The organism is Pinirhizobacter sp., assembly GCF_036499745.1.
Lineage (GTDB): Bacteria > Pseudomonadota > Gammaproteobacteria > Xanthomonadales > Rhodanobacteraceae > Pinirhizobacter.
In genome coordinates this window covers 19395-41241 of the sequence record NZ_DASYDG010000056.1, presented here as the reverse complement: position 1 = coordinate 41241, position 21847 = coordinate 19395, and the positions used below count along the sequence as shown (strand labels likewise).

General features: G+C 61.3%; 20 protein-coding genes. 5 read left to right on the top strand and 15 right to left on the bottom strand.

Going from position 1 to position 21847, the window contains the following annotated elements:
- Positions 1-63: 63 nt before the first annotated feature.
- From VGM61_RS18185 to VGM61_RS18160, 6 genes are all read right to left on the bottom strand, one after another.
- On the bottom strand, positions 64-840 hold the full coding sequence (locus tag VGM61_RS18185) for a 4'-phosphopantetheinyl transferase family protein (protein WP_331524322.1): 777 nt from the start codon (positions 838-840) through the stop codon (positions 64-66).
- Between the two features lie 4 nt (positions 841-844).
- Complete coding sequence (locus VGM61_RS18180) at positions 845-2524, bottom strand: GMC oxidoreductase (RefSeq protein ID WP_331524321.1); 1680 nt, start codon at positions 2522-2524, stop codon at positions 845-847.
- A gap of 19 nt (positions 2525-2543) precedes the next feature.
- Complete coding sequence (locus tag VGM61_RS18175) at positions 2544-3554, bottom strand: NAD-dependent epimerase (RefSeq protein WP_331524320.1); 1011 nt, start codon at positions 3552-3554, stop codon at positions 2544-2546.
- A 22-nt stretch (positions 3555-3576) separates the two neighbouring features.
- Positions 3577-4854 carry a Vi polysaccharide biosynthesis UDP-N-acetylglucosamine C-6 dehydrogenase TviB gene (gene tviB / locus VGM61_RS18170; RefSeq protein WP_331524319.1) on the bottom strand — a complete coding sequence of 426 codons (1278 nt, stop codon included), beginning with the start codon at positions 4852-4854 and terminating at the stop codon, positions 3577-3579.
- A 134-nt stretch (positions 4855-4988) separates the two neighbouring features.
- Positions 4989-6905 (bottom strand): M61 family peptidase, encoded by a 1917-nt coding sequence (locus VGM61_RS18165; protein WP_331524318.1) that lies wholly within the window; start codon positions 6903-6905, stop codon positions 4989-4991.
- Between the two features lie 216 nt (positions 6906-7121).
- Positions 7122-7829 (bottom strand): hypothetical protein, encoded by a 708-nt coding sequence (locus VGM61_RS18160; protein ID WP_331524317.1) that lies wholly within the window; start codon positions 7827-7829, stop codon positions 7122-7124.
- 472 nt (positions 7830-8301) lie between these two features.
- Between VGM61_RS18160 and VGM61_RS18155 the strand changes: the two genes are divergently transcribed.
- Complete coding sequence (locus VGM61_RS18155) at positions 8302-9783, top strand: FAD-dependent monooxygenase (RefSeq protein ID WP_331524316.1); 1482 nt, start codon at positions 8302-8304, stop codon at positions 9781-9783.
- Positions 9784-9832: 49 nt separating this feature from the next.
- The gene (locus tag VGM61_RS18150; RefSeq protein WP_331524315.1) at positions 9833-10789 is read left to right on the top strand and encodes an AraC family transcriptional regulator; all 957 of its coding nucleotides are present in this window, start codon (positions 9833-9835) and stop codon (positions 10787-10789) included.
- Positions 10790-10859: 70 nt separating this feature from the next.
- On the opposite strand, the gene VGM61_RS18145 is transcribed toward VGM61_RS18150, so the two are convergent.
- Together VGM61_RS18145 and VGM61_RS18140 are read right to left on the bottom strand one after the other, a co-directional pair.
- A complete protein-coding gene (locus VGM61_RS18145) occupies positions 10860-11396 on the bottom strand; it encodes a carboxymuconolactone decarboxylase family protein (RefSeq protein ID WP_331524314.1) in 537 nt (178 codons plus the stop codon).
- A 159-nt stretch (positions 11397-11555) separates the two neighbouring features.
- Entirely contained in the window at positions 11556-12056 is a 501-nt protein-coding gene (locus VGM61_RS18140) for a lipocalin-like domain-containing protein (protein ID WP_331524313.1), read from the bottom strand.
- Between the two features lie 112 nt (positions 12057-12168).
- On the opposite strand from VGM61_RS18140, the gene VGM61_RS18135 reads away from it, so the two are divergent.
- Positions 12169-13026 carry a LysR family transcriptional regulator gene (locus tag VGM61_RS18135; protein WP_331524312.1) on the top strand — a complete coding sequence of 286 codons (858 nt, stop codon included), beginning with the start codon at positions 12169-12171 and terminating at the stop codon, positions 13024-13026.
- Positions 13027-13030: 4 nt separating this feature from the next.
- On the opposite strand, the gene VGM61_RS18130 is transcribed toward VGM61_RS18135, so the two are convergent.
- Complete coding sequence (locus VGM61_RS18130; protein ID WP_331524311.1) at positions 13031-13978, bottom strand: alpha/beta hydrolase; 948 nt, start codon at positions 13976-13978, stop codon at positions 13031-13033.
- A gap of 137 nt (positions 13979-14115) precedes the next feature.
- A complete protein-coding gene (locus VGM61_RS18125; protein ID WP_331524310.1) occupies positions 14116-14346 on the bottom strand; it encodes a 4-oxalocrotonate tautomerase in 231 nt (76 codons plus the stop codon).
- An 812-nt stretch (positions 14347-15158) separates the two neighbouring features.
- On the opposite strand from VGM61_RS18125, the gene VGM61_RS18120 reads away from it, so the two are divergent.
- The gene (locus tag VGM61_RS18120; RefSeq protein ID WP_331524309.1) at positions 15159-15449 is read left to right on the top strand and encodes a hypothetical protein; all 291 of its coding nucleotides are present in this window, start codon (positions 15159-15161) and stop codon (positions 15447-15449) included.
- 99 nt (positions 15450-15548) lie between these two features.
- Here VGM61_RS18120 and VGM61_RS18115 read toward each other — a convergent pair whose 3' ends face one another.
- The 5 genes from VGM61_RS18115 to cyoA form a co-directional block, all read right to left on the bottom strand.
- A complete protein-coding gene (locus tag VGM61_RS18115) occupies positions 15549-16319 on the bottom strand; it encodes an SURF1 family protein (protein ID WP_331524307.1) in 771 nt (256 codons plus the stop codon).
- Between the two features lie 2 nt (positions 16320-16321).
- Positions 16322-16711 (bottom strand): cytochrome o ubiquinol oxidase subunit IV, encoded by a 390-nt coding sequence (gene cyoD, locus VGM61_RS18110; protein ID WP_331524306.1) that lies wholly within the window; start codon positions 16709-16711, stop codon positions 16322-16324.
- Positions 16708-17328: a cytochrome o ubiquinol oxidase subunit III gene (gene cyoC / locus VGM61_RS18105; protein ID WP_414694913.1), complete on the bottom strand. Its 621-nt coding sequence runs from the start codon at positions 17326-17328 to the stop codon at positions 16708-16710. The genes cyoD and cyoC overlap by 4 nt, the downstream gene beginning before the upstream one ends.
- 10 nt (positions 17329-17338) lie before the next feature.
- Positions 17339-19312 (bottom strand): cytochrome o ubiquinol oxidase subunit I, encoded by a 1974-nt coding sequence (gene cyoB / locus VGM61_RS18100; RefSeq protein WP_331524339.1) that lies wholly within the window; start codon positions 19310-19312, stop codon positions 17339-17341.
- 66 nt (positions 19313-19378) lie between these two features.
- Complete coding sequence (gene cyoA / locus VGM61_RS18095) at positions 19379-20341, bottom strand: ubiquinol oxidase subunit II (RefSeq protein WP_331524304.1); 963 nt, start codon at positions 20339-20341, stop codon at positions 19379-19381.
- Positions 20342-20501: 160 nt separating this feature from the next.
- On the opposite strand from cyoA, the gene VGM61_RS18090 reads away from it, so the two are divergent.
- Entirely contained in the window at positions 20502-21845 is a 1344-nt protein-coding gene (locus tag VGM61_RS18090; RefSeq protein WP_331524303.1) for an MFS transporter, read from the top strand.
- Positions 21846-21847 lie beyond the last annotated feature (2 nt).

The window sequence follows — 21847 nt, the reverse complement described above, 5'->3', positions numbered from 1 at the left end:
GCGGAAGTCCCCAGGGGATGCCGCGGGAAGGGCTTTTCGAACCCGCCGGCAGTGTGGAGAAAACTACGCGTGCGAGCTGCCCGGCGCTATTGGCTGGACGTAAGAGCGGGATAGGCCATCCGGGGTGATAGACATGGCCAGTACCCTGGCCAAGGGCAAGGTGGTTACCGTGTCCACCTGCACGGGGGCGGCAAGCGCCCCCTTAAGACCCGGCCCTGTATCGAGCGCATGGATACGCAGCGTGGCATGGCTGGCGCGGGCGAGATCCATCTCTACATCCGCATCGATGGTGGCAGGATCCAGGCGCAAGCCCGTGCCGTAGGCTTTCAACAGCGCTTCCTTGCGCGTCCACAGGGCGAGCAGGGCGCCTTCGCGCGCATCGGCGGGTAGTGCCATCACTACTGCGTGCTCGCGCGGCGTGCAGATCGACGGAGCCAGCGCGTGCAGCTGCATTCGCGGTGGATCGCGCTCGATGTCCACGCCAACGGTATCGGCTTGGGTCAAGGCGATGGCGATGAAGCGGCCCGTATGGCTGAGGCTGGTGGCCATCCCCGTGCCCGGCAGCACCGGTTGCCCGGCCTCGGTAAAGACCAGTGGAGGGCGCTGCATGCCAAGCACCAGGCACAACGCGCTGCGCCACAGTGCATGGGCCAGGATATAAGTATCGGCATCACGGGCGAAGCGGAAACGTCCGGCGCGCGAATGCTCAGCGTCGTCAAGCGCCATGCGCGCCTGGTCGAAGTCCCCGGCAAAGTCCGTTGAGGACGCCAGCAGCACCAGGGCTTCGCCGGCCCGGGGCCTGGCGAGGCCAGCCTCGCGCAAAGTGTTGACGGCGAACATCGGACTAGACGATGGCCGTTACGCTGCAATCGGCAAGCAAGACCTGCAGCTGTGCGGCCAGGCGCAGGCTCAGGGCGACGATCGTGAACGTGGGAAAGGCCCATCCCCCGGTGGGGAATACCGAACTTCCAGCCACGTGCAGGTTGCTCATGCCGTGGACACGGCAGTCGCGGTCTACCACACCTTCTTCGGCCCGCGTTGCCATGCGCGTGGTACCCAGGTGGTGCGCCGTGCCGTGCACCGGCAGCGGCGCGTCGTCTTCGGCATGAACCCAGGGTTCGGGTTCGAAACGGCCGTTGCAGGCGCGCGCCAGTTGCTCGCCAAACAGGCGCGCTGCAGTGCGGATGGTATGTCGGTCGATGGCCGAGAGTTGCCAGTCCACGCTCACCTTGCGCAAGCCCAGGGCGTCGGTGTCGCTGCCCAGCATGATGCGGCTGTCGCTGTTGGGTGCCTGCTCGAAATAGCCGATCAGCTCCACATGGTTGCTGCGCACGGTTGGGCGATCAGCGAGCTTCTTGGCGAACGCACGCACGATGTCTCCGGTGCCCAACCCCACGCGTAACGCCAGCATGCCAAGGTTCGGTGTGCCCGCAGGCGTGGCCGTGGCCAGCATCGGACCGTTGCGCATGATTTCGCACATGCGTATCTCCAGGCGTTCGGCCTCGTCGCGCACGGGTGGTTTCAAGGCGGCACGGAATTCGCGCAAGGCACGCACGCCGAAAGGTATTTTTCCTTCGATCGGGAAGGGGTGCACGCGGCCGGCGAGCATCCGGTGGTCGCGCTGGGCCTGGGCCGACAGGGCAATCTCGGAAGATACCGGCGCCGGGTCCTTGCCTATGTGGCGCTCGTAGGGGCGGGTGAGGGCGTCGGGATCGTCGGTGGCGACCACACCCAGCTTGCCGCTGGGGTGATCCATGAAATAACGGCCAACCAGACCATGCGCATTGCCAAGCCCGTCCGGGGAAACGGAATCGGAGAGCAGCAGCAGTCGTGCATTCTCGATACCGCCGGCAGCCAGTACATACTGGCGCGCAGTGACGCGGCCACGGCGTCCGTCCATGCTGCCGATACGGGCGTGGTCCACCGAGGCACCATCGGGCGTGGCCTCGAGCGACATCAGGTTGGCATGCAGCACCACCATGATGTTTTCCGCGGCATCCAGTTGCGCGCGGTAGTGCTCGCCGAAGAACATCGGGCTGCGCGCGAACACCGGGTTCACCAACGTGTCTTCGTCGAAGCTGCAGGGCGTGCGCGCAGGGGGCGTCAGGAAGCTGCCGTCGGTGAAATCGTGCGCATCGATGCCCAGGTAGTTGCGGGCTTGCCCGTACCAGGGCTCCAGTTCATCGTAATCGAGCGGCCAGCCGGAGTCGGGAACCCAGTCGCGCGGCTCAAGGTCGTGCCGTGAGAATGTGATACATCCGCCACCCCACAACTTACAGCTGCCGCCGAACACACGCATGCGGGAACTTGAAGTATCAAAGGGTGTGGAGCCGATTGATTCACCGTTGTACAGTGACTGGCTGCGTTCCTCGCCCGCGATGCCACCACCCTCCACCAAGCATACGCGGATGGTGGTGCCGATGAAGCTACGGGCGATAGCGATCCCTGCTGCGCCTGCGCCTACGATGCACAGGTCGGCTTCGACGTCGTCGGGCGACGTCGAGTCGAGGTAATCGATGATCACGAACGCTGGCCTTTGGCGATCAAACGCCGTAGTAATCCCGGTACCAGCGTACGAAGTTAGCCACGCCTTCGGCTACGGGGACCTTAGGCGTATATCCAACGGCCTGCATCAGGTCCCGGACGTCGGCCTCGGTGTCGGGAACGTCGCCCGGCTGCAGGGGAAGCATCTGCATGGTCGCTTTCTTGCCAAGACACGTTTCGAGGACTTCGATGTAGCGCAGCAGTTCCACCGGTTCAGCATTGCCGATGTTGTAGATGCGGTAGGGCGCCACGCCGCTGGAGGCGGGATCAGGCTTCACGCCATCCCATTCAGGATTCACCCCCGGCACCGTGTCGAGCGTGCGGATCACCCCTTCGACCACGTCATCGACGTAGGTAAAGCTGCGCTTGTGCTTGCCATGGTTGAACACCGGGATGGGTTCATCGGCCAGGATCGCCTTGGTGAACATGAACAGCGCCATGTCCGGTCGGCCCCAGGGGCCATAGACGGTAAAGAAGCGCAGGCCGGTGCACGGGAAGCGGTACAGATGCGCATAGGCGTGCGCCATCTGCTCGTTGGCCTTCTTGGTGGCAGCGTAAAGGGTGAGCGGGTGCTCGGTGCCCTGGTGCTCGGAAAACGGCATGGCGAGGTCCGCGCCGTACACCGAGCTGGTGGAAGCAAACACCAGGTGTTCCACGCCATGCTGGCGGCAGCCTTCAAGGATGTGCAGGAATCCGGTGACGTTGCTGGCCACGTACACGTGGGGATTCTGCGCGGCATAACGCACGCCGGCCTGCGCGGCCAGGTTCACCACGCGCTGCGGCCTGTGTTCGGCGAAGGCGGCTTCCACCGCCGTGCGATCGGCGAGGTCGGCCTGGATGTGGGTGTAACGCGCATGGTCGATGAAGCGCGCCAGGCGCGCCTTCTTCAGCGTGACGTCGTAGTAGTCGTTCAGGTTGTCGAAGCCGATCACCTCGTCGCCGCGCTCGAGCAGGCGCATCGCGACGTGCGAACCGATGAAGCCGGCAGTGCCGGTAACCAGGACTTTCATGGGACAGCCTTATCGGGCAGTGCTACAGGCGCCCATCGACCGCGGCGCGCGGAAGCACGTATTTTACATCGTAAAGCACACTCTGGCCCTTGCCGAAGGCACGGATGCCTTCAGCGCCCATGGCGACGAATTCCTTATGGCCCACGGCCACGATCACCGCGTCGTAGCTGCCGTTTTCAGGATTTTCGATCGGCGTAAGGCCATATTCGTGCTTCGCCTCCGCGCCGTTCACCCAGGGATCGTGCACATCGACATGCGCGTTGTAGCCACGCAGCGCGCCCACGATGTCCACCACGCGGGTGTTGCGAAGGTCCGGGCAGTTTTCCTTGAAGGCCAGGCCCAGCACCAGCACGCGAGCATTCACCGGGTTGATGCCCTTGCGTACCATAAGCCGGATCACCTCCGACGCCACGTAGGGGCCCATCGAGTCGTTGGTGCGGCGCCCGGCAAGGATCACATCGGGGTGGTGGCCCACTTCCTGTGCCTTGTGGGTGAGGTAGTACGGATCCACCCCGATGCAATGCCCGCCCACCAGGCCCGGCCGGAACGGCAGGAAATTCCATTTGGTGCCGGCGGCCTGCAGTACTTCCAGGGTGTCGATGCCCAGTTTGTTGAAGAGGATGGCCAGGTCGTTCACCAGCGCGATGTTGAGGTCGCGCTGGGTGTTCTCGATCACCTTGGCGGCTTCGGCCACCTTCAGCGAGCTCGCCTTGTGGGTGCCGGCGGTGATCACCGAGCCATACAGTGCATCGACGAAATCGGCGGTCTCCGGCGTGGAGCCCGAGGTCACCTTCAGGATGCTGGTCACCCGGTGCTGCTTGTCGCCGGGGTTGATCCGCTCCGGGCTGTAACCTGCGAAGAAATCCTGGTTGAACTTCAATCCCGAGACACGCTCGAGGATCGGCACGCATACCTCCTCGGTGCAGCCGGGGTAGACGGTGCTTTCGTAGATGACGATATCGCCATGGGCCAGTACTTTGCCCAGCGTCTCGCTGGCCTTGACCAGGGGGGTCAGGTCCGGGCGCTTGGCCTGGTCGATGGGAGTGGGCACCGTCACGATGTAGACATTGCAATCGGCGATGTCAGCCAGGTCGCTGGAATAGCCAAGGCGCCCGGCATCGGCCAGTTCCGCCGCGTCGAGCTCCAGCGTATTGTCCACGCCGCGCCGCAGTTCATCGATGCGTACGCGGTTGATGTCGAACCCGGTGGTGTCGTACTTCTTGCCGAATTCCACCGCCAGCGGCAGTCCTACGTACCCCAGGCCGACAATGGCCAGCCTGGTACCCTGCAGATTCCCCATGGTCTAGCGTCCCGGTAAGTAACGAGTTCCGGACGGAAGATAGCAGGCGCGGGGAATTCCGGCTGCTAGGGCGAATGGTTGGTTGGTCGAAAGACAGAGGCAGCCGGCGTTCGCGGCCGGCTGCCCCATCGGGGCTACTTCACCGGTGCGGTGATATCGCTGATCAGGTCCTTGCCGGTGGAGCGCTCCAGATGGGCGTATTTGAGGCCCTCGTGGTAGTCCACCTTCACTGTGCTGAACTCATCGACATTCTTCACCAGCAGTTCGATCGGCGCGGAACCACCCTTGGCGTTCTTGATGGCATCCTTCAGGGCATCGGCTGAGTAGTCCTTGCCGTTCACGGCAACCAGCGTCAGGCCAGGCACCAGGCCCGCCTTCGAGGCAGCGCTGCCCCACTGCACGTCGCTGATATCGCCCTTGCCGGAAATGGCGATGCCCAGCGAATACGACAGGTTCACGCCGTGGCGGATCTTCTCCGCGCCCTTGTCGAATTCGGTGGGCTGGTCGGTGTACACCACCTTCCAGCCGCCGCCTTCGATGCCTTTCTCCGGCAGCGTGTTGCCGACGTAGTCCAGGCGGTCGCGCAGGAACTTGGCCCAGTCATAGGCTTGCACGCCGTTGAGCGTGGAGACGATATCGTCGAAGGTGTAGGTCTTGGTGACGTAGCTGCCATTTTCCATGCCGTAGAAGGCCTTGGCAAAGTCGTCGAGGGAGTGCTTGCCCCTGGAAAGGTCGCGGATCTTGGTATCCACATCCAGCCACAGCAGCTGGCCTTCGGGATAGAAGTCGGTGCCACGGCGGTAGTTGGCCCAGCCGCCACGGCCGTAGTAGGTGAGGGGGGCGGCATCGGCGGTGTCCTGCAACGAACGCCAGGCGCGGCCGGTACGATGGCTCATGGCGCCGACGATCCCGGCAATGGAATCGCGGTACTGGGCTGGGGTCCAGATGCCCGAACGCGCCGTCAGCACGCCGCACCAGTAGTCGGTCAGGCCTTCGTACACCCATAGCAGGTCGTCCTGCATCGGCTCCATGAAGGTCGGTGTCCACAGGTCCGCCGGGCGGCGGAACTTACCGTTCCACGAGTGCACGTACTCGTGCGGCATCAGGCTGCCGGCCAACTTGTTCATTTGCGCATCGGTGAAGAATTCCGCTGGCAGGCGGTCGTCGCTGGACTGATGATGTTCCAGGCCGAAGTGGCCGGTGTGGTCACTCAATGTCAGAAGGAAGTCGTAATGCCCGTAATGGTGAGCGCCGAACAGCTTGTTCGTCTGCACCACCACCGCGCGCTGGTCGGCCAGCTGCTTGTCGGTGAGTTTTACGTCTTCGGCTGAATCGCCCACCACGTTCAGGTGCACCGGGGTCTTGGCGCCGGGGGCCAGGTCCACCCGGTTGAAATACTTGCCGGCAATGATCGGCGAGTCCACCAGATTGTTGAAGGTGATCGGCTTGAACTTCGTGGTATCGCCCGACTGGCTGGCTATTTCCATCGCCGTGCCGAATTTCCAGCCGGCGGGGAGGGTAACCGTCGGCTCGATGGTGATCTGGCGTGTGAAGTGCCCAGCCGGATAGAAGGCCACCTGGTTCAGCTCAAGGTCCACCAGCGACGGGGTGGACGAGGCCGAGGCGCCAAACGAACCACCGCCGCCTGGGGAGAGGAATTCGAACGATACGTCGACAGACGACACGCCCTGCGGCACATCCACATGCAGTGCGAACATTTCCTTCAGGTCGCGGCGCCAGGCAAGCTGCTTGCCACCGGCGGTGATGGTGACACCGGCCACGTTTTCGATCGGGCCAGACGGTGAATGCTCGCCCGGGATCCACTTCGGGTAGTACAGGATATTTGCGCCCGCGGTTACGGGAATCGTTTCCTTGACGTGGAAGATCCGCTGCGGGGCCTGGGATAGGTCCACGTTGAGCGTGAGGTTGCCGTTGTAAGGCGTGTCGGCCGCCGCGGGCAACTCGTCGGCCAGGGCAGCGCCAGCGGGAACAGCAAGCGCGGCTACGACGGCCGCGGACAAAAGACGATGGCGCAACGTGGAAACGATCAAGGTATGGCTCCTGCGAAGGCTCGCCGGGCGGCCCCAAACGGCACCGGCGATCAATGGGCTCCCCCGCGCGGCGAAGACGTCGCGGGCATCCCTTCGGGGAGCGGTATCGCCCGATGGTAGGTGGCCGGTTTACGGGGGGCGTATGCCAGAGGTCACGGGGTGGCGGGGCAGGTTCTTGCGGAGGATCTTTTATAGGAACTAAGCAACCCACATCCGTCAGCTTCGATCGATAGCATCGTCGGTTAAACCACGCGTCAATGAAGGTCGGTTGCGAATGACCTGATGCACCGTAGCGTGACTTCGTAACCAGTCGGCAGTCGTTACAGACCGGTATCGAACTACGTCAACTATTTCTTTAAATTTTTGCGTTGCATTCTCGTCAAGGATGGACTCGTGGTGCGCGATCCTATTCCTTAGCCTGTTGATTCGACTGACGGTCCGCTGGAAATCTGCACGTCGAGGGAGTGCCGCATTGGGCAGAAGGGCTTGCATGCCGGCTTGCCATAGCGGGCGGTCGTACTCTGGTCTGAAGAGATTCGACCAAAAGTCAAAAGTTAGATGGGCCACGACGTCATCCTTGGAGGCGGTACGACGTTTTGTGGTTCGATCAATGGCCTTCTGGAGCGACGCCAAACTTGGGGGTGTCAACAACGAACGAAACTCAGCGCTGACGGGCCATCGCGTTGTGAACCTGGATGACAGGATGTCGTCGACCGCGTTGCGAAGCACCACCTCCACGACATGCAAAGGAAAGAGAAATGATTTTGCGAGCCGCGCGTTGTAGAGGTACAACTGAAAGGCAATATCCGGGCGAAAACCAGCGCGGCGCATATACGGTTCACAGCGTCTTTTCGACAGGCCGTGAACGAGATGCGTGACGACATCTTCGGTGTAGTGAAACGTTGCTTGACATTCGGCCATCATGGCGTAACCATCCAATCCCTAGCAGCTGACGGACCCTCTGATCGTTCTGATCACGCGCCCCAGCACTAGACTAGAGCCCCGGGACAGGCAAAGCCTCTCCCGGGGTTTCGTTTTTTGGGCTTCGGGTGTGCATGGCAACGACGATAAGTCGTAGTCGATCATCAATGCCATCAGATTTCGTCCACTCTAAGAATCAAAGATTCCATGGTCGGTTGTCGGAAACGATCCGATCTCCTGGCGGAAGAATCGGTTGGTTTTTCGAAACGTAAGATGGAAGCCCAGATATCGCGTAAGAACGCTGCGTTGCGCCGCGTTGCAAGCCAATGTTCGCCAGAATGGACGAAAAACGAGGATGAAGAATCCACCTCTCCCCGTTTCAATATCTTATCAAACCGGGGGCTTGCGGCAAGGCCCCCGTCGTAGTGCCCAATCTCCGGCCTAAGCACCAGGTGTGCGGCGTGGGAGAGGCAATATGGCTGAGCATGCAGTAGTCATTGCCGGAGGCGGCCCGACAGGGATGATCCTGGCGGCAGAGTTGACGTTGGCGGGTATCGACGTTGTCATTATTGAACGACGTGCCAGCCAGGATCTGCACGGATCGCGAGCCGGGGGCCTTCATTCGCGCACCATCGAGATGCTTGACCAGCGTGGCATCGCTGAACGGTTCATCTCGGCGGGGCAGGTGCATAAGACTCTGGGGCACACACTGGTCCCGCTGGACTTCAACGGCTTTCCCACCCGACATAATTATGTGCTCGCACTATGGCAACGCCATTTCGAGCGCATCCTGGCTGGCTGGGTCGATGAACTTGGCATTCGGGTTCATCGTGGGTGCGAGGTGGAGGGCTTTGCCCAGGACGATACAGGCGTTGAAGTCGAGCTATCTGGCGGTCGTTCTCTTCGAGCGGAATATCTGGTTGGCTGCGACGGTGGACGCAGCCTGATCCGCAAGACGGCGGGTATCGACTTCATTGGTTCGGACCCATCGACCAGCTGGTTGATCGCCGAGGTCGAGATGGACGAGGAACCCGAGTTCGGCATGCGTCGTGACAGCCTTGGCACCCATGGCATGAACCGAATGAAGGATGGGGGACCGATTCGGGTTGTACTGACAGAAAAGCAGCTTGGACGCGGAAACGATCCCTGCATGGACGAGCTTCGCGAAGCCCTCGTGGCGGTATACGGGACTGATTATGGCCTTCGCAGTGCCAGCTGGCTTTCCAGATTCACCGACATGACGCGTCAAGCAGTGTCCTACCGCAGTGGCCGTGTACTGCTGGCCGGCGACGCCGCGCACGTGCATCCCCCGCAGGGTGGCCAGGGCCTCAACACCGGCGTGCAGGACGCGATGAACCTGGGATGGAAGCTGGCCCAGGTGGTCAAAAAGACATCACCGGAGAGCCTCCTGGATACCTATCACGCCGAACGGCATCCGGTGGGTGCCCGCGTATTGCGGAACGCCGTAGCGCAAGTAGTGCTGAGTATCCCTGACGACAGGCACCGGGCCCTGCGCGAGACCATGATCGAACTGCTCGGAACGGACGAGCCACGCACGCGCTTCGCCGCGATGATCTCCGGTCTGGATATCCACTACGATCTTGGCGAGGGGCACCCGCTGCTTGGCTGGCGCATGCCCGACCTCGACTTACACACGGCCGACGGCCCCACGCGTGTGTTCACTCTTTTGCACGATGCCAGGCACGTACTCCTCAACCTCGGCGAACCCGGCGGTTTCGATATTTCTCCCTGGGCCGATCGTATCCGGTTGACCGACGCCAGTTACGACGGTGTATGGGACCTTCCCGTCCTTGGGAAAATCGCACCGCCAGTCGCCGTATTGATCAGACCCGACGGATATGTTGCGTGGGTAGGGAACGGTACGGATTCGGGGCTCGCCGATGCGCTAACCGCGTGGTTCGATAAGCACTTTACGTCGCGCGCGCGAGCCTGTTAATGTTGAAAATGATCATTTTCATGTTAATTAAGCTCAACGGAGTGCTCAGATGTCCCCGCCGCTGGACTGGCTAAGTCGCCTGCTGGAAATGACGCCCGTTCGCGGACAACTGGACCTGCGCTGTTATTACGGCGCGCCCTGGCGTATCGACGAAAAGGCCTCCCCCGATGGGGAGATTCCATATCACATCGTGCTAAGCGGATCGGCCATGGTGGAGGACCCTGCCGGCGGGGCAGCGCAGCGCCTTGCCCCGGGCGACATTCTTCTGCTCGCCGACGGTGGAGCCCATTCGTTGCACGATGGCAGTGGCGCGCGCCCCAAACCTGCCCGCGCGCGCGCGGCAGCGAATCTGGTCTTCAGCGAAAACACCGGCACAGGTGACCGGCTGGATATGTTGTGCGGTCGATTCGTGTTTACGGCCGCTCATGCGCGTTTATTGCGCAGTTATTTGCCGACGCGGTTGATCGTGCGGTCGTCCGATAAAAGTGATGCTGGGGCTGAGTCCGGAACAGGCGCGGACGTGGCCGGCTTGCTGGCACTGATGCGCAAGGAATCCGGTGTCGACAGTCTTGGCGGTCGCGCCATGCTCAACGCATTGTCGACAGCCCTGTTTGCACTGACTTTGCGCTTTGCCAGTGAATCGGACGAGGCGCCGGCCGGCATGCTCGCACTTGCCGGCTATCCGCGGCTGGCGCCCGCGCTGGAAGCGATGTTCCACAACCCGGGTGGGCCATGGACGCTTCCTTCGCTGGCGAGTCTCTGCAACATGTCGCGGGCAACATTCATGCGCTTGTTCCAGGAAAAACTGGGACGTTCGGCCAGCGATTTGTTGACCGATATCCGCATGACCATGGCCTCCAACGAACTTCGTAAAACCTCTGCCTCCACGGGCGCCGTGGCCGACATGGTCGGCTATCAATCGGAGGCGGCGTTCCAACGTGCTTTCAAGCTACATGTCGGGGTAACGCCAGCGCGCTGGCGTCGCATGACGGACCTCGACAAGTAAGCAAGTTCGCATGTCCAACGAAGTGCTCACTTGCAAAGGCGCCGCCATGGTGGCGCCGATGAGCCCGGCTTTACTTCACCGGCGGGAAGTCGATGGCGGTGTCGTTGATACGGTTGAAGACGTTGGTAAACACCGTCAGGGCGATGGCCAGGCTGATGTCCACCAGCTGCGTGTCGGTATAGCCAGCTGCCTTGATCTCGTTGAACGCACTGTCGCTTATCGTGCCGCTGGTATTGACCAGGTTGCGTACGAAGCGAACCAGCACATCCCGTTTCTCATCGCCGGTGGGTTCGCCTGCGCGGATTTGCCTGAGCGCGTCGGGCTTCAAACCCGTCATTTTCCCGAGCAGACTGTGGGCGGCCACACAGTAGTCGCAACCTGCGACTTCGCTGACGGCGAGTTTGATGGTCTCCTGGTCCTGTTTACTCAGCGCGCCAGCAGCAAGGACGCCATCGGCTTGCAGAATGGCTTTCAGCGCGGAAGGGTCAAGTGCACCAATCGATGCGTATGTATTGGGAACACTTCCAGCGGCCTTTCGAATCTGGTCGTAGATTTCGGCAGTGGGGCCGGTAGCGGAGTCGACAGGCGGGGTAGGGATGCGAGACATAAGATCACTCCTTCGTTGAGATGAGCGTCTACTTTACGAAGGCGATGTGATCTTTTTAATGCTAAATTATCTCTTAGATATGCCTATTAGTATCACGCTACCCTGATCCCGGGCGGACGTCGATGGCCCGCCCTGCGTCAGATACCAGCTGCGTATGGGTTAGTCGACGGCCCGGCGCCAGACGGAATAAGCAATCGTTCCATTACCCGAGGCGCTTGCCGGAACGGCGTAGGTGAGCAGCCCATCCTTGAAGGTGTAGTCGCGCTCCTGGGTCTTGCCCTCCCAATTGGGGAAGGACGCGGCCTCGACGGTGAAAACCAGCTTGTGCTTCGCCTTGTCTATCGTGACGGTTCCGAAGTGGGTGCTCGACCCGACGACGGCCACCCGGTATTCATCCGGCGTGCCACGCGTCTTGACGCCGCTGGCAAAGACCTGTCGATCCGGCTTGAAGATCTGCATGTCGTAACGACCGGCGGCGTCGACCATCAGCAGGCCCTTCGGGTGCTCACCGTAGTTGGTGGTTCGGGTCCCGTCGGCATGCATTTCATAGGCTGAATCCATCACCCAGGTCCCGCGGAGTGAGGTCAACTCCTGGCCGTCGGTCGCCATGGCAGAGGAAAGGGGAAGGCCGATGGCAGCGCATATCAGGTACCACTTCATGGTGATGTCTCCCGGTGAGGAAAGCCGCTCCAGTGGCGGCCTGACAGAAGCGTACGCGCTGGCCATCATGATGAAAATGCCTTATAAGAGCTTTCTATCATTTCGATCATAAATGATGAAAACGCTCGATCTCGATGCCGTGCGGGCCTTCGTCCTGACGGCGGACCTGCAAAGTTTCACCCGTGCCGCCGATGCGCTGGAAACTACCCAGTCGGCGGTCAGCCTTAAGTTGCGACGCCTTGAAACCCAGTTGGGTCGAAGGTTGTTGGAACGAACGCCCCGGCAGGTCCGGTTGTCGGCGGAAGGTGGGGCATTCATCGAGGCCGCACGTCAATTGATCCAGGCGCACGAGAACGCTGTCACGTCATTCGAGGTCAAGCAGCATCGTCTGGTTCTTGGCATCAGCCATCAACTCGTCGGCAGCACACTGCCTGCCTTGCTGGGACGGATGAACGAGCATGATCCAAACCTGCATATCGAGATGCAGGTCGCCGGCTCGCGCGAGCTGATCGAGCACTACGACGATGGCAAACTCGATGCCGCCATCATCCTTCAGCCACAAGGTAACCGCCGCAACGGTGAGTTCCTTTTCGCCGAATCCTTTGCCTGGATTGCTTCGGCGGACTTCCGGCCACGGGCCGGTCGTCCTCTGCCGTTATCGACCCAGGGTGAGCTGTGTAGCATTCGCGCCGCCGCGGTCACGGCTCTCGACGGCGCGGGTATTCCCTGGACCGAGGTTTTTGTTGGCAAGGGCGCTGCGGTGGTCGGGGCGGCGGCCGCCGTCGGTTTGGCAGTTGCGGTCATGGCCAGGCGCACCGCGCCGGCCGGCAGCATGGACGTCGGCGAACTCCTCGGTCTTCCACCATTACCTACCCATGAGGTAGTGCTCTATTGCGCGCTCACCGATCGTCGTTCGCGTGAGGCACTGCGCACGCTCTCGACAGCGTTCAAGAGCCTGGCTAAGGCTTAATTGTCTATGGACCGGCTGCGGGGATCATCCCAATGCTGCTCATCCATGTCTCGGCCAGGGCAGGCCAGTGTGTGATCGGATTTGACGTTGGCCTTAGCCCGAAAGCGTGTCCGCCGTGTGGATACAGATGCATCTCTACGGGTACGTCGGCGTTCTTCAGGGCAGCGTAATAAACCTGTGCCTGGTTCACGCCATCCACATGATCGTCTTCTGCCTGAAGCACGAATGTCGGTGGCGTTTCATGGGAGACCGGGACATTGGGATTCAACGTGTCGTCATCGGTTGCTATGTGTCCCGGATAGATCGCCAGGGCAAAGTCCGGACGGCTGCTTTCCTTGTCGGCTGGGTCCACCGGCGCATAGGTTCGGCGTTTGAAGTTCGTGCTTACCTCAGCTACCAGGTAGCCACCTGCGGAAAATCCGAGCACGCCCACCTTGTGGGGATCGATGTGCCATTCAGCGGCGCGGGAGCGTACCAAGCGGATCGTTCTCTGCGCGTCCTGCAACGACGGCATCGACAACTGCAGATTGTGGGGCCGGCAATCGCATTGCCATTCATAAGGGATGCCCGGCACGCGATATTTCAACAGGATGCAGGTAACGCCCTTTGTCGTTAGCCAGTCGCAGACATCGGTGCCTTCCAGATCCATAGCCAGGCCCTGGAAGCCGCCTCCTGGAAATACGACGATCGCGGCCCCCGTATTCTCCCCGGTGGGAGCGTAGAGCGTCATCGTGGGCTTCGACACGTTATATACGCCCGTGATGGTCTTGCCGCCGATGGTCGTGGTACCGGTGCGTGCGTATTCGGAACCAGGCAAGGACTTCGGATCAGGCGGCGTCCCGGGCCATATGGGTACTTGCGTATGCCCGGCTGCAGGTTCCCAAAGGGTCGTCTTCGCATGCACGCCTGCGCATGCAACCAGCAGACACATCGCCATTACCCACGGCTTCATGACATTCCTTCCTTTTTGACGTTCGGCCACTACGACCCCTCCGTGGATATTGGCCGTTGCGTCGGGCCTGCCGCGGCCACCTATGTGGAATTCTCCGGGCAGTCCTGCGCCAGGCGTGGTGTCATGAAGATGGCGATTTACCCTTCTGAGCGGAGCTTGCCTCCCTTGGCCCACGCATCGCGTGATATCTCGGTAATCACGATCTCGACGCTTTCCAGGGGACATTGCAGGGTGTCCACGGTGACGCGAGTTGCTTCCTGCACGAAGGCACGCTTTTGCTCCAGCGTGCGGCCGGGATGCATTTCCAGACGAAGGACGGGCATGTTGACGCTCTCATTGACGCCCCGGAGGTGGGGTGGTGGCGGCATGATGCGCGCGGGCGTGTCGTGGATAAACGTGCCACGATTTTGTTCACGGCCAACCTATAGGTTTCTAATTAACTAACTCGCCAGGATCCGGTGCAACCCAGAGAAGCCGGGTTTCGATCAACTCATCGCAATACCACAGGTGACACGACGTCCGGCAATATGACGAAGCCATTGTCTCGAAACGTCATGGTTCACCCCTGGGTTGGCCGCTTTGAGATGCGGACTCAAGCGATAGGTTATCGCATGCGATTGGCCGCGGCCAAAAGAACCAAGATTCCTTCGATCGAAATTCGTGCTCAACTTTGAGACGCTTCTGATAGACGGGCAGAGGTGGACTGGCGAAAATGCACAGGTTGTCGGTACATCGGCAACCGGGTGTAGCAGCCCACTACAAACCTCGGGTGTCGCGGCCTGGCCGCGGCATTCGACTTCCCCTCTTTTGGCGGGTGGCCAGGCGGACTTCGGTCCGGCCGGTTGGTTTGTGCGGTCTGCTACCCTGGCTCGCCCGCCACTCCTCTACCGAGCTTTACGGTGCGGCGCGCGAGTCTTGTGAGACGGCATGGACGCATCGGGCAGGTGACAATGCCCGGGCTGCTGATCGGGAGTGTCAGAACGACCGACTTTGCTTCATCGGCGTAAGCCGGAGGCGTCCATTCCGTCCCAACCGTTTCGGGGCGTGGCGCCTGGGGCATGACTCCACCTGAACGGAAAGGAACTATTCCCTGCCGGCCGTTTATCCCGCCGCAAGGAATTGCAAGGCACACTCGAGCTGGCAATGATCCCGGCCTCGTGCCTTGTACGGAGATAGACCCATGCGCAAGTCCACCCTGCTACTGGCCACTTCCCTTGGCCTTGTCCTGGCCTCGCACGCCTTTGCTTCCGACCGGCCCGACCCGGGCAAGCTCACCACCCGCTGCCTGGATGCCGCAGCGAAGAAATTCGACGTCAAGAACGATTACATCCAGTTAAAGCCGGTGGAGTCCGCCGATGCCGGCTACTCGATCGCCGGTGTGGCCGATGCAGGCATGGACGGCAAGAAGAATTTCACTTGCCAGTTCAAAAAGAACGGCAAGTTGGCCAACCTCGTACCCGAGGGCAAGTAAACCCGGTCCGCGCCATGCGCAGGGCGTGGCGCGGATCACTTGGCCCATCAACCCTTGGCGGACGAACTGGCCCTGGCCACCCTGGGCTTGAGCGTGATATCAAACCCGGCGCTTCTTCCGCTCGTCCTTCCAGACGATCCAGCCACCGAACACGGTCATCAGCGCCAGGCCGAACCAGGTGATGGCGTACATCAGGTGGTTGTCGGGGAAGGAAATCACCGTCAGACCCCCGACGGGGCCGTCGATGCCTTCGCGGCTGGGGGAGGAGATGGCATCGGCATCCACGAAATAGGGAGCGACGTCGGCCAGCCCTTCGGCCGTGGCGATGGCAGCGACATCCCGTGAATACCAGCGATCATGCGTCGGGTCGTTCGCCTGCAGGAAGGCGCCTTTCGGTTCGCTGATGCGCAGCAGGCCCGATACGTTCGAATCACCCGCGGGATTGACCGGGCACGAAGCCTTGCCGCCGCACCATCGCGTAGCAACGAAACCTCGATTCACGATCACATAGTTGCCATCGCGCGTGCGCATGGGCGTCAGTAGCCATGAACCCATGCCGAGCTCCGTGCTGGCACGCACCCGCACGCTTTTGTCCGGCAGGAAGGTGCCGGTGAGTTTCACTCGACGGTACTCGTCGTTCGCTGCATTCACCCCCGGCCATTGGCCGCGGCCGGGCGCCGCCACCGGCTCCGCGTGCACCCGCGCATCCACCCGCGCGACCAACGCATGCTTCCACGCCCGACGATGCACCTGCCATATTCCCAGCGCGATGAATCCTGCGAACATCACCAGGCCAAACACGGCCAGCAGGCCCAAAATGAAAACGCCGCGCGGTCGGCGCGGCGTTTTCGTTTCGTGTACCGCTTTCATGCTCAAGGCAGGCTCTTGGCCTGCTGCTCGGTCATGTCATGGGACATGCCCGGCATCATGTTCGAATTGAGGTGGTACATCACCCAGATCGAACCGCTCAAGGTGATCACCACCAGGATCGCCGTGAACATCAGCGCGAGCATGTTCCAGCCGCCTTCCGAGTGCGCGTTCATATGCAGGAAGTAGATCATGTGCACCACGATCTGCACGGCCGCGAAAACCAGGACAATCACCGCCAGGGTCTGCGCGTTGGGAATCACCTTGCCCATGACCAGCCAGAAAGGCACCGCGGTGAGGAATATGGCGAGGAAGAACCCCAGCATGTAGCCTTTCAAGGTGCTGTGGGGCGCGCCGTCATCGGGGTGATCGTGTGATTCGGTGTGGGTGCTCACGGCAGCACTCCCATCAGGTAAACGAAGGTAAAGACGCCGACCCAGACCACGTCCAGGAAGTGCCAGAACATCGAAAGGCACAGGATGCGGCGCTTGTTCGCTGGCGTAAGGCCAAAGCGGCCCACCTGGAACAGCAGGGTGATCAGCCAGACGATGCCGAAGGTCACATGCAGGCCGTGGGTGCCCACCAGGGTAAAGAACGACGACAGGAACGCGCTGCGCTGCGGGCCTGCGCCCCGGTGGATGAGCTCGGCAAACTCGTACATCTCGATGCCAAGGAAGCCCAGGCCGAACAGTCCCGTGACCACCAGCCAGGCCATCATCGTGCCGCGGCGGTTCTTCTGCATCTCCAGCACGGCGAGGCCGTAGGTGATCGAAGAGAGCAGCAGCAGGCTGGTATTGACCGCCACCAGCGACAGGTCGAAGAGCTCGGCGCCTGTCGGGCCGCCGGCATAGCTGCGTCCGAGCACGCCATAGGTGGCGAACAGGCAGGCGAAGATGAGGCAATCGCTCATCAGGTAGATCCAGAACCCGAGCAACGTACCGTTGGCCGGGTGGTGGTCTTCCTTCATCCAGAACTCAACATCCTGGTTGTTGGCGACGGCGGTGGAAGGCATGGCGTTGATATCAGACATGGGCGGCGAGCTCTTCCGTGCGGGCGGCCTCGGTACGGGCCACTTCGTCGGCGGGGATGTTGAAATCGCGCTTGTAGTTGAACGTGTGGCCGATGGCTGTCACCAGCAGGCCAAGGAAGGCCAGGCCCGCGATCAGGAACATGTGCCAGATCATGGCGAAACCGACCACAAAGGCAAAGGCGGCGAGGTAAATACCCGCGCTGGTGTTCTTTGGCATGTGGATCGGCAGGTAGCCCTCGAGGCGACGCGTCTGGTTGCGCTCCTTCATGTCCCACCAGGCATCGGCCTCGTGGATGATCGGGGTGAACGCGAAGTTGTAGGCCGGCGGCGGCGAGGAGGTGGACCACTCCAGGGTGCGGCCGTGCCAGGGATCGCCGGTGACATCGCGCAGTTCCTCGCGGCGCTTGTAGCTTACCCACAGCTGGATCAGGAATGCGCCGATACCCAGTGCGATCAGCACCGCACCGAAAGCGGCGATCTGGAACCAGATCTGCAGCGATGGATCCTCGAAATGGTTCATGCGGCGGGTCACGCCCATGAAGCCCAGCACGTACAGCGGCATGAAGGCCAGCCAGAAACCCACCAGCCAGAACCAGAACGAACACTTGCCCCAGAACGGATCGAGCTTGTAGCCGAAGGCCTTGGGGAACCAGTAGTTGATGCCGGCGAACAGGCCGAAGATCACGCCGCCGATGATGACGTTATGGAAATGCGCCACCAGGAACAGGCTGTTGTGCAGCAGAAAGTCGGCCGGCGGGATCGCCAGCATCACGCCCGTCATGCCGCCGATCACGAAGGTGAACATGAAACCCATGGTCCACAGCATCGGTACTTCGAACTGGATACGGCCGCGGTACATGGTGAACAGCCAGTTGAACATCTTCGCTCCCGTGGGAATCGAGATGATCATCGTGGTGATGCCGAAGAACGAATTGACGCTGGCGCCGGATCCCATGGTGAAGAAGTGGTGCAGCCACACCAGGTACGACAGTACGGTGATCACCACCGTGGCGTACACCATGGATGCGTAACCGAACAGTCGCTTCCGGCTGAAAGTAGAGACAACCTCGGAGAACACGCCGAACACCGGCAGTATCAGGATGTACACCTCGGGGTGGCCCCAGATCCAGATCAGGTTCACGTACATCATCGGGTTGCCACCCATGCCGTTCGTGAAGAAATTGGTGCCCACGTAGCGGTCGAGCGACAGCAGCACCAGCACGGCGGTGAGCACGGGGAACGCGGCCACGATCAGCACGTTGGTGCACAGCGCCGTCCAGGTGAAAATGGGCATCTTCATCATGCTCATGCCCGGTGCGCGCATCTTCACGATGGTGGCGATCAGGTTGATGCCCGAAAGGGTGGTTCCGACACCAGCCACCTGGAGCGACCATATGTAGTAGTCCACCCCGACATCTGGACTGGCCTCCAGCCCCGAAAGAGGTGGATACGCCAGCCAGCCGGTCTTGGCGAATTCACCGATGAACAGCGACACCATCACCAGGATGCCGCCGGCGACCGTCATCCAGAAACTGAAGTTGTTGAGGAACGGGAAGGCGACGTCACGCGCGCCGATCTGTAGCGGCATGATGTAGTTCATCAGCCCCGTGACCAGCGGCATTGCCACGAAGAAGATCATGATCACGCCGTGGGCGGTGAAGATCTGGTCGTAGTGGTGCGGCGGCAGGAAGCCCGGGTTGCCGTTGAAGGCCACGGCCTGCTGGGCGCGCATCATCAGCGCGTCGGCGAAGCCGCGCAGCAGCATGACGACGCCGAACACCATGTACATGATGCCGATCTTCTTGTGATCGATGCTGGTGAACCACTCGTTCCAGAGGTAACCCCAGAGTTTGTGTTTGGTAATGAGGCCCAGCAACACCGCGCCAATGACGAGCACGCCGGCGAAGGTGGCCACCAGGATGGGCTCGTGGTACGGAATCGCCTCAAGGGTGAGGCGTCCGAAGATCAGTTTTCCTGCATCGGGCATGTTCATTACCGGACTCGCTAAGGCTTCAATCGAAAGAGGCTGCCGCTATGGGTGCGTGTGCCCGGCGGGCGCCATACCAGCCATGCCAGCCATACCCTGTTCACTGTGCTGCTCGTGTTTTGCCATGTCGCTCATGCACATCTGGCCTGCCGCGACGCACTGGTTGAGGATGGCGTTGTAGAGGCCAGGATCCACCGTGCCGAAATATTGGACAGGTTCCTTCTCGCTCGGCTTGACGAGCTTGAGGTAATCCTCGCGGGTGAGGTGGCCGCCGCCAGCCTTTGCCTTGGCCACCCACGCATCGAAATCGGCATCGGACACGCTATGCAGCACGAAGCGCATATCGGAGAAGCCGGCGCCGCTGTAGTTGGCCGAAATGCCTTCGAAATTGCCGGTTTTGTTCATGACGCCGTGGAGCTTGGTCTCCATGCCGGGCATGGCATAGATCATGCCGGCCATGGAAGGGACGAAGAAGGCGTTCATCACGGTTGACGCGGTGATGTGGAATTCGATCGGGCGATCCAGCGGAGCGGCCATCTCGTTGACCGTGGCGATGCCCTGTTCCGGATAGAAGAACAGCCATTTCCAGTCGAGCGCCACCACCTCGACCACCAGGGGTTTGGTATCCGGCGCAACGGCGCGGACGTGGTCCACCCGATCCAGCGGCCGGTACGGGTCGAGCTTGTGGGTGCTGGTCCAGGTGACGGCGCCCAGCGCGATGATGATCAGCAGCGGAGCCGCCCAGATAAGCAGTTCCAGCACCGTGGAGTGATTCCAGTCCGGATCGTACTCGTGGTGCGCGGCCTTGTTCGATTCGCGGTATTTCCAGGCGAAAACGAAGGTCATCACGATCACCGGGATGATGATGATGAGCATCAGGACGACCGAAATGGCGATCAGGTCGCGCTGCTGCCTGGCGACGTCGCCGGCAGGGCTGATCAACACGGCATCGCAGCCTGACAGAAGCAGGGCAAGGGCGAGGACCGGCAATCCGCGCAACGTCTTCATGAACATTCGCATGGTGGATGTGGTTACCCTTCGGACCGGTGAAAGTTACGCCAATTGGACGTCTGGGGCGATAGGACACTTTGTCCCATGGCGTTAATGCGTCTTCGGGTCCATCCTTGGCTATGCTTTAAAACAACACCTCCCCGATCGGGTGATTAAGATGTCGAGCACTTCACAAGTCCATCACGGTGCCGAAGAGGCGGAAGACGACGTTCGCCGTCAGCACCAGACCAGCCATGCCGCCGTGGCTCCCGGGGAAATTGCCGTGGGGGTGGTCATTGGCCGCGCCTCAGAATACTTCGACTTCTTTACCTACGGCATCGCCTCTGTACTGGTATTCCCGGCGGTGTTCTTCCCCTTCTTAAGCCGTGTTGACGGTGTGTTGCTGGCTTTTGCCATCTTCTCGCTGGCCTTCATCGCGCGCCCGATTGGCACCACCGTGTTCATGGCGATCCAGCGCCACTGGAGCCGCGGTACCAAACTGACCGCTGCACTATTCCTGTTGGGCACTTCCACGGTCTGCATCGCGTTTTTGCCAGCGAACACCTCCAATGGCTATGGCGTCATTGTGATTCTCTGCGCCCTGCGCTTCCTGCAGGGCATTGCCCTGGGTGGATCGTGGGACGGCCTGCCATCGCTGCTCTCGCTCAATGCGCCGAAGGCCCGCCGTGGCTGGTATTCGATGCTCGGCCAGCTTGGTGCCCCCACCGGCTTCCTGATCGCCGCGTCGCTATTCCTGTTCCTTCACACGCAACTGTCGAACGAGGATTTCCTGGGTTGGGGATGGCGCTATCCGTTCTTCGTGGCCTTCGCGATCAACGTGGTGGCCTTGTTCGCCCGCCTGCGCCTGGTGGTGACCGAGGAATACACCCAGCTGATGGAAGAAGGCCAGCTCGAGCCGATAGGTACCCTGGAGATGCTGCAGGCGCAGGGCTATAACCTTTTCATCGGCGCCTTTGCCGCGCTGGCCAGCTATGCGCTGTTTCACATCGTGACGATCTTTCCGCTGTCGTGGATCACATTGAACCATTCTCAGGGGATCAACGACGTCCTGATCGTGCAGATCATCGGCGCCTTCGTTGCCATCGTGGCGACGGTGGCTTCGGGTGTCCTCGCCGACAGGTTCGGCCGCCGCAACATGCTCGGCGGCATGGCGGTACTGATCGGCCTGTTCGCCATTGCCTCGCCCTGGCTGCTTGGCGGTGGAAGGGCGGCGCAGGATGCCTTCCTGCTGATCGGCTTCGCGCTGCTGGGACTTTCGTATGGCCAGGCGGCGGGCACGGTGACGTCGAATTTCGCCAAACGCTTCCGCTACACCGGTGCCGCCCTGACATCCGACTTCGCCTGGTTGATCGGCGCGGCCTTTGCGCCGCTGGTGGCGCTGAGTCTGTCGATGCGGTTCGGCCTGGGTGCGGTCAGCGTCTACCTGCTTTCGGGCGTGGCCTGCACCTTGCTGGCGCTGCGCATCAACCGGGCCCTAGAGACCGATCGCAACAAGGCCTGACG

Bases quoted from the DNA above. Each gene is read 5' to 3' on its own strand.
- VGM61_RS18185 (WP_331524322.1), bottom strand. From the start codon at position 840: ATGTTCGCCGTCAACACTTTGCGCGAGGCTGGCCTCGCCAGGCCCCGG.
- VGM61_RS18175 (WP_331524320.1), bottom strand. From the start codon at position 3,554: ATGAAAGTCCTGGTTACCGGCACTGCCGGCTTCATCGGTTCGCACGTC.
- tviB (WP_331524319.1), bottom strand. From the start codon at position 4,854: ATGGGGAATCTGCAGGGTACCAGGCTGGCCATTGTCGGCCTGGGGTAC.
- VGM61_RS18160 (WP_331524317.1), bottom strand. From the start codon at position 7,829: ATGATGGCCGAATGTCAAGCAACGTTTCACTACACCGAAGATGTCGTC.
- VGM61_RS18155 (WP_331524316.1), top strand. From the start codon at position 8,302: ATGGCTGAGCATGCAGTAGTCATTGCCGGAGGCGGCCCGACAGGGATG.
- VGM61_RS18150 (WP_331524315.1), top strand. From the start codon at position 9,833: ATGTCCCCGCCGCTGGACTGGCTAAGTCGCCTGCTGGAAATGACGCCC.
- VGM61_RS18145 (WP_331524314.1), bottom strand. From the start codon at position 11,396: ATGTCTCGCATCCCTACCCCGCCTGTCGACTCCGCTACCGGCCCCACT.
- VGM61_RS18140 (WP_331524313.1), bottom strand. From the start codon at position 12,056: ATGAAGTGGTACCTGATATGCGCTGCCATCGGCCTTCCCCTTTCCTCT.
- VGM61_RS18135 (WP_331524312.1), top strand. From the start codon at position 12,169: ATGATGAAAACGCTCGATCTCGATGCCGTGCGGGCCTTCGTCCTGACG.
- VGM61_RS18130 (WP_331524311.1), bottom strand. From the start codon at position 13,978: ATGAAGCCGTGGGTAATGGCGATGTGTCTGCTGGTTGCATGCGCAGGC.
- VGM61_RS18125 (WP_331524310.1), bottom strand. From the start codon at position 14,346: ATGCCGCCACCACCCCACCTCCGGGGCGTCAATGAGAGCGTCAACATG.
- VGM61_RS18120 (WP_331524309.1), top strand. From the start codon at position 15,159: ATGCGCAAGTCCACCCTGCTACTGGCCACTTCCCTTGGCCTTGTCCTG.
- VGM61_RS18115 (WP_331524307.1), bottom strand. From the start codon at position 16,319: ATGAAAGCGGTACACGAAACGAAAACGCCGCGCCGACCGCGCGGCGTT.
- cyoC (WP_414694913.1), bottom strand. From the start codon at position 17,328: ATGCCTTCCACCGCCGTCGCCAACAACCAGGATGTTGAGTTCTGGATG.
- cyoA (WP_331524304.1), bottom strand. From the start codon at position 20,341: ATGAAGACGTTGCGCGGATTGCCGGTCCTCGCCCTTGCCCTGCTTCTG.
- VGM61_RS18090 (WP_331524303.1), top strand. From the start codon at position 20,502: ATGTCGAGCACTTCACAAGTCCATCACGGTGCCGAAGAGGCGGAAGAC.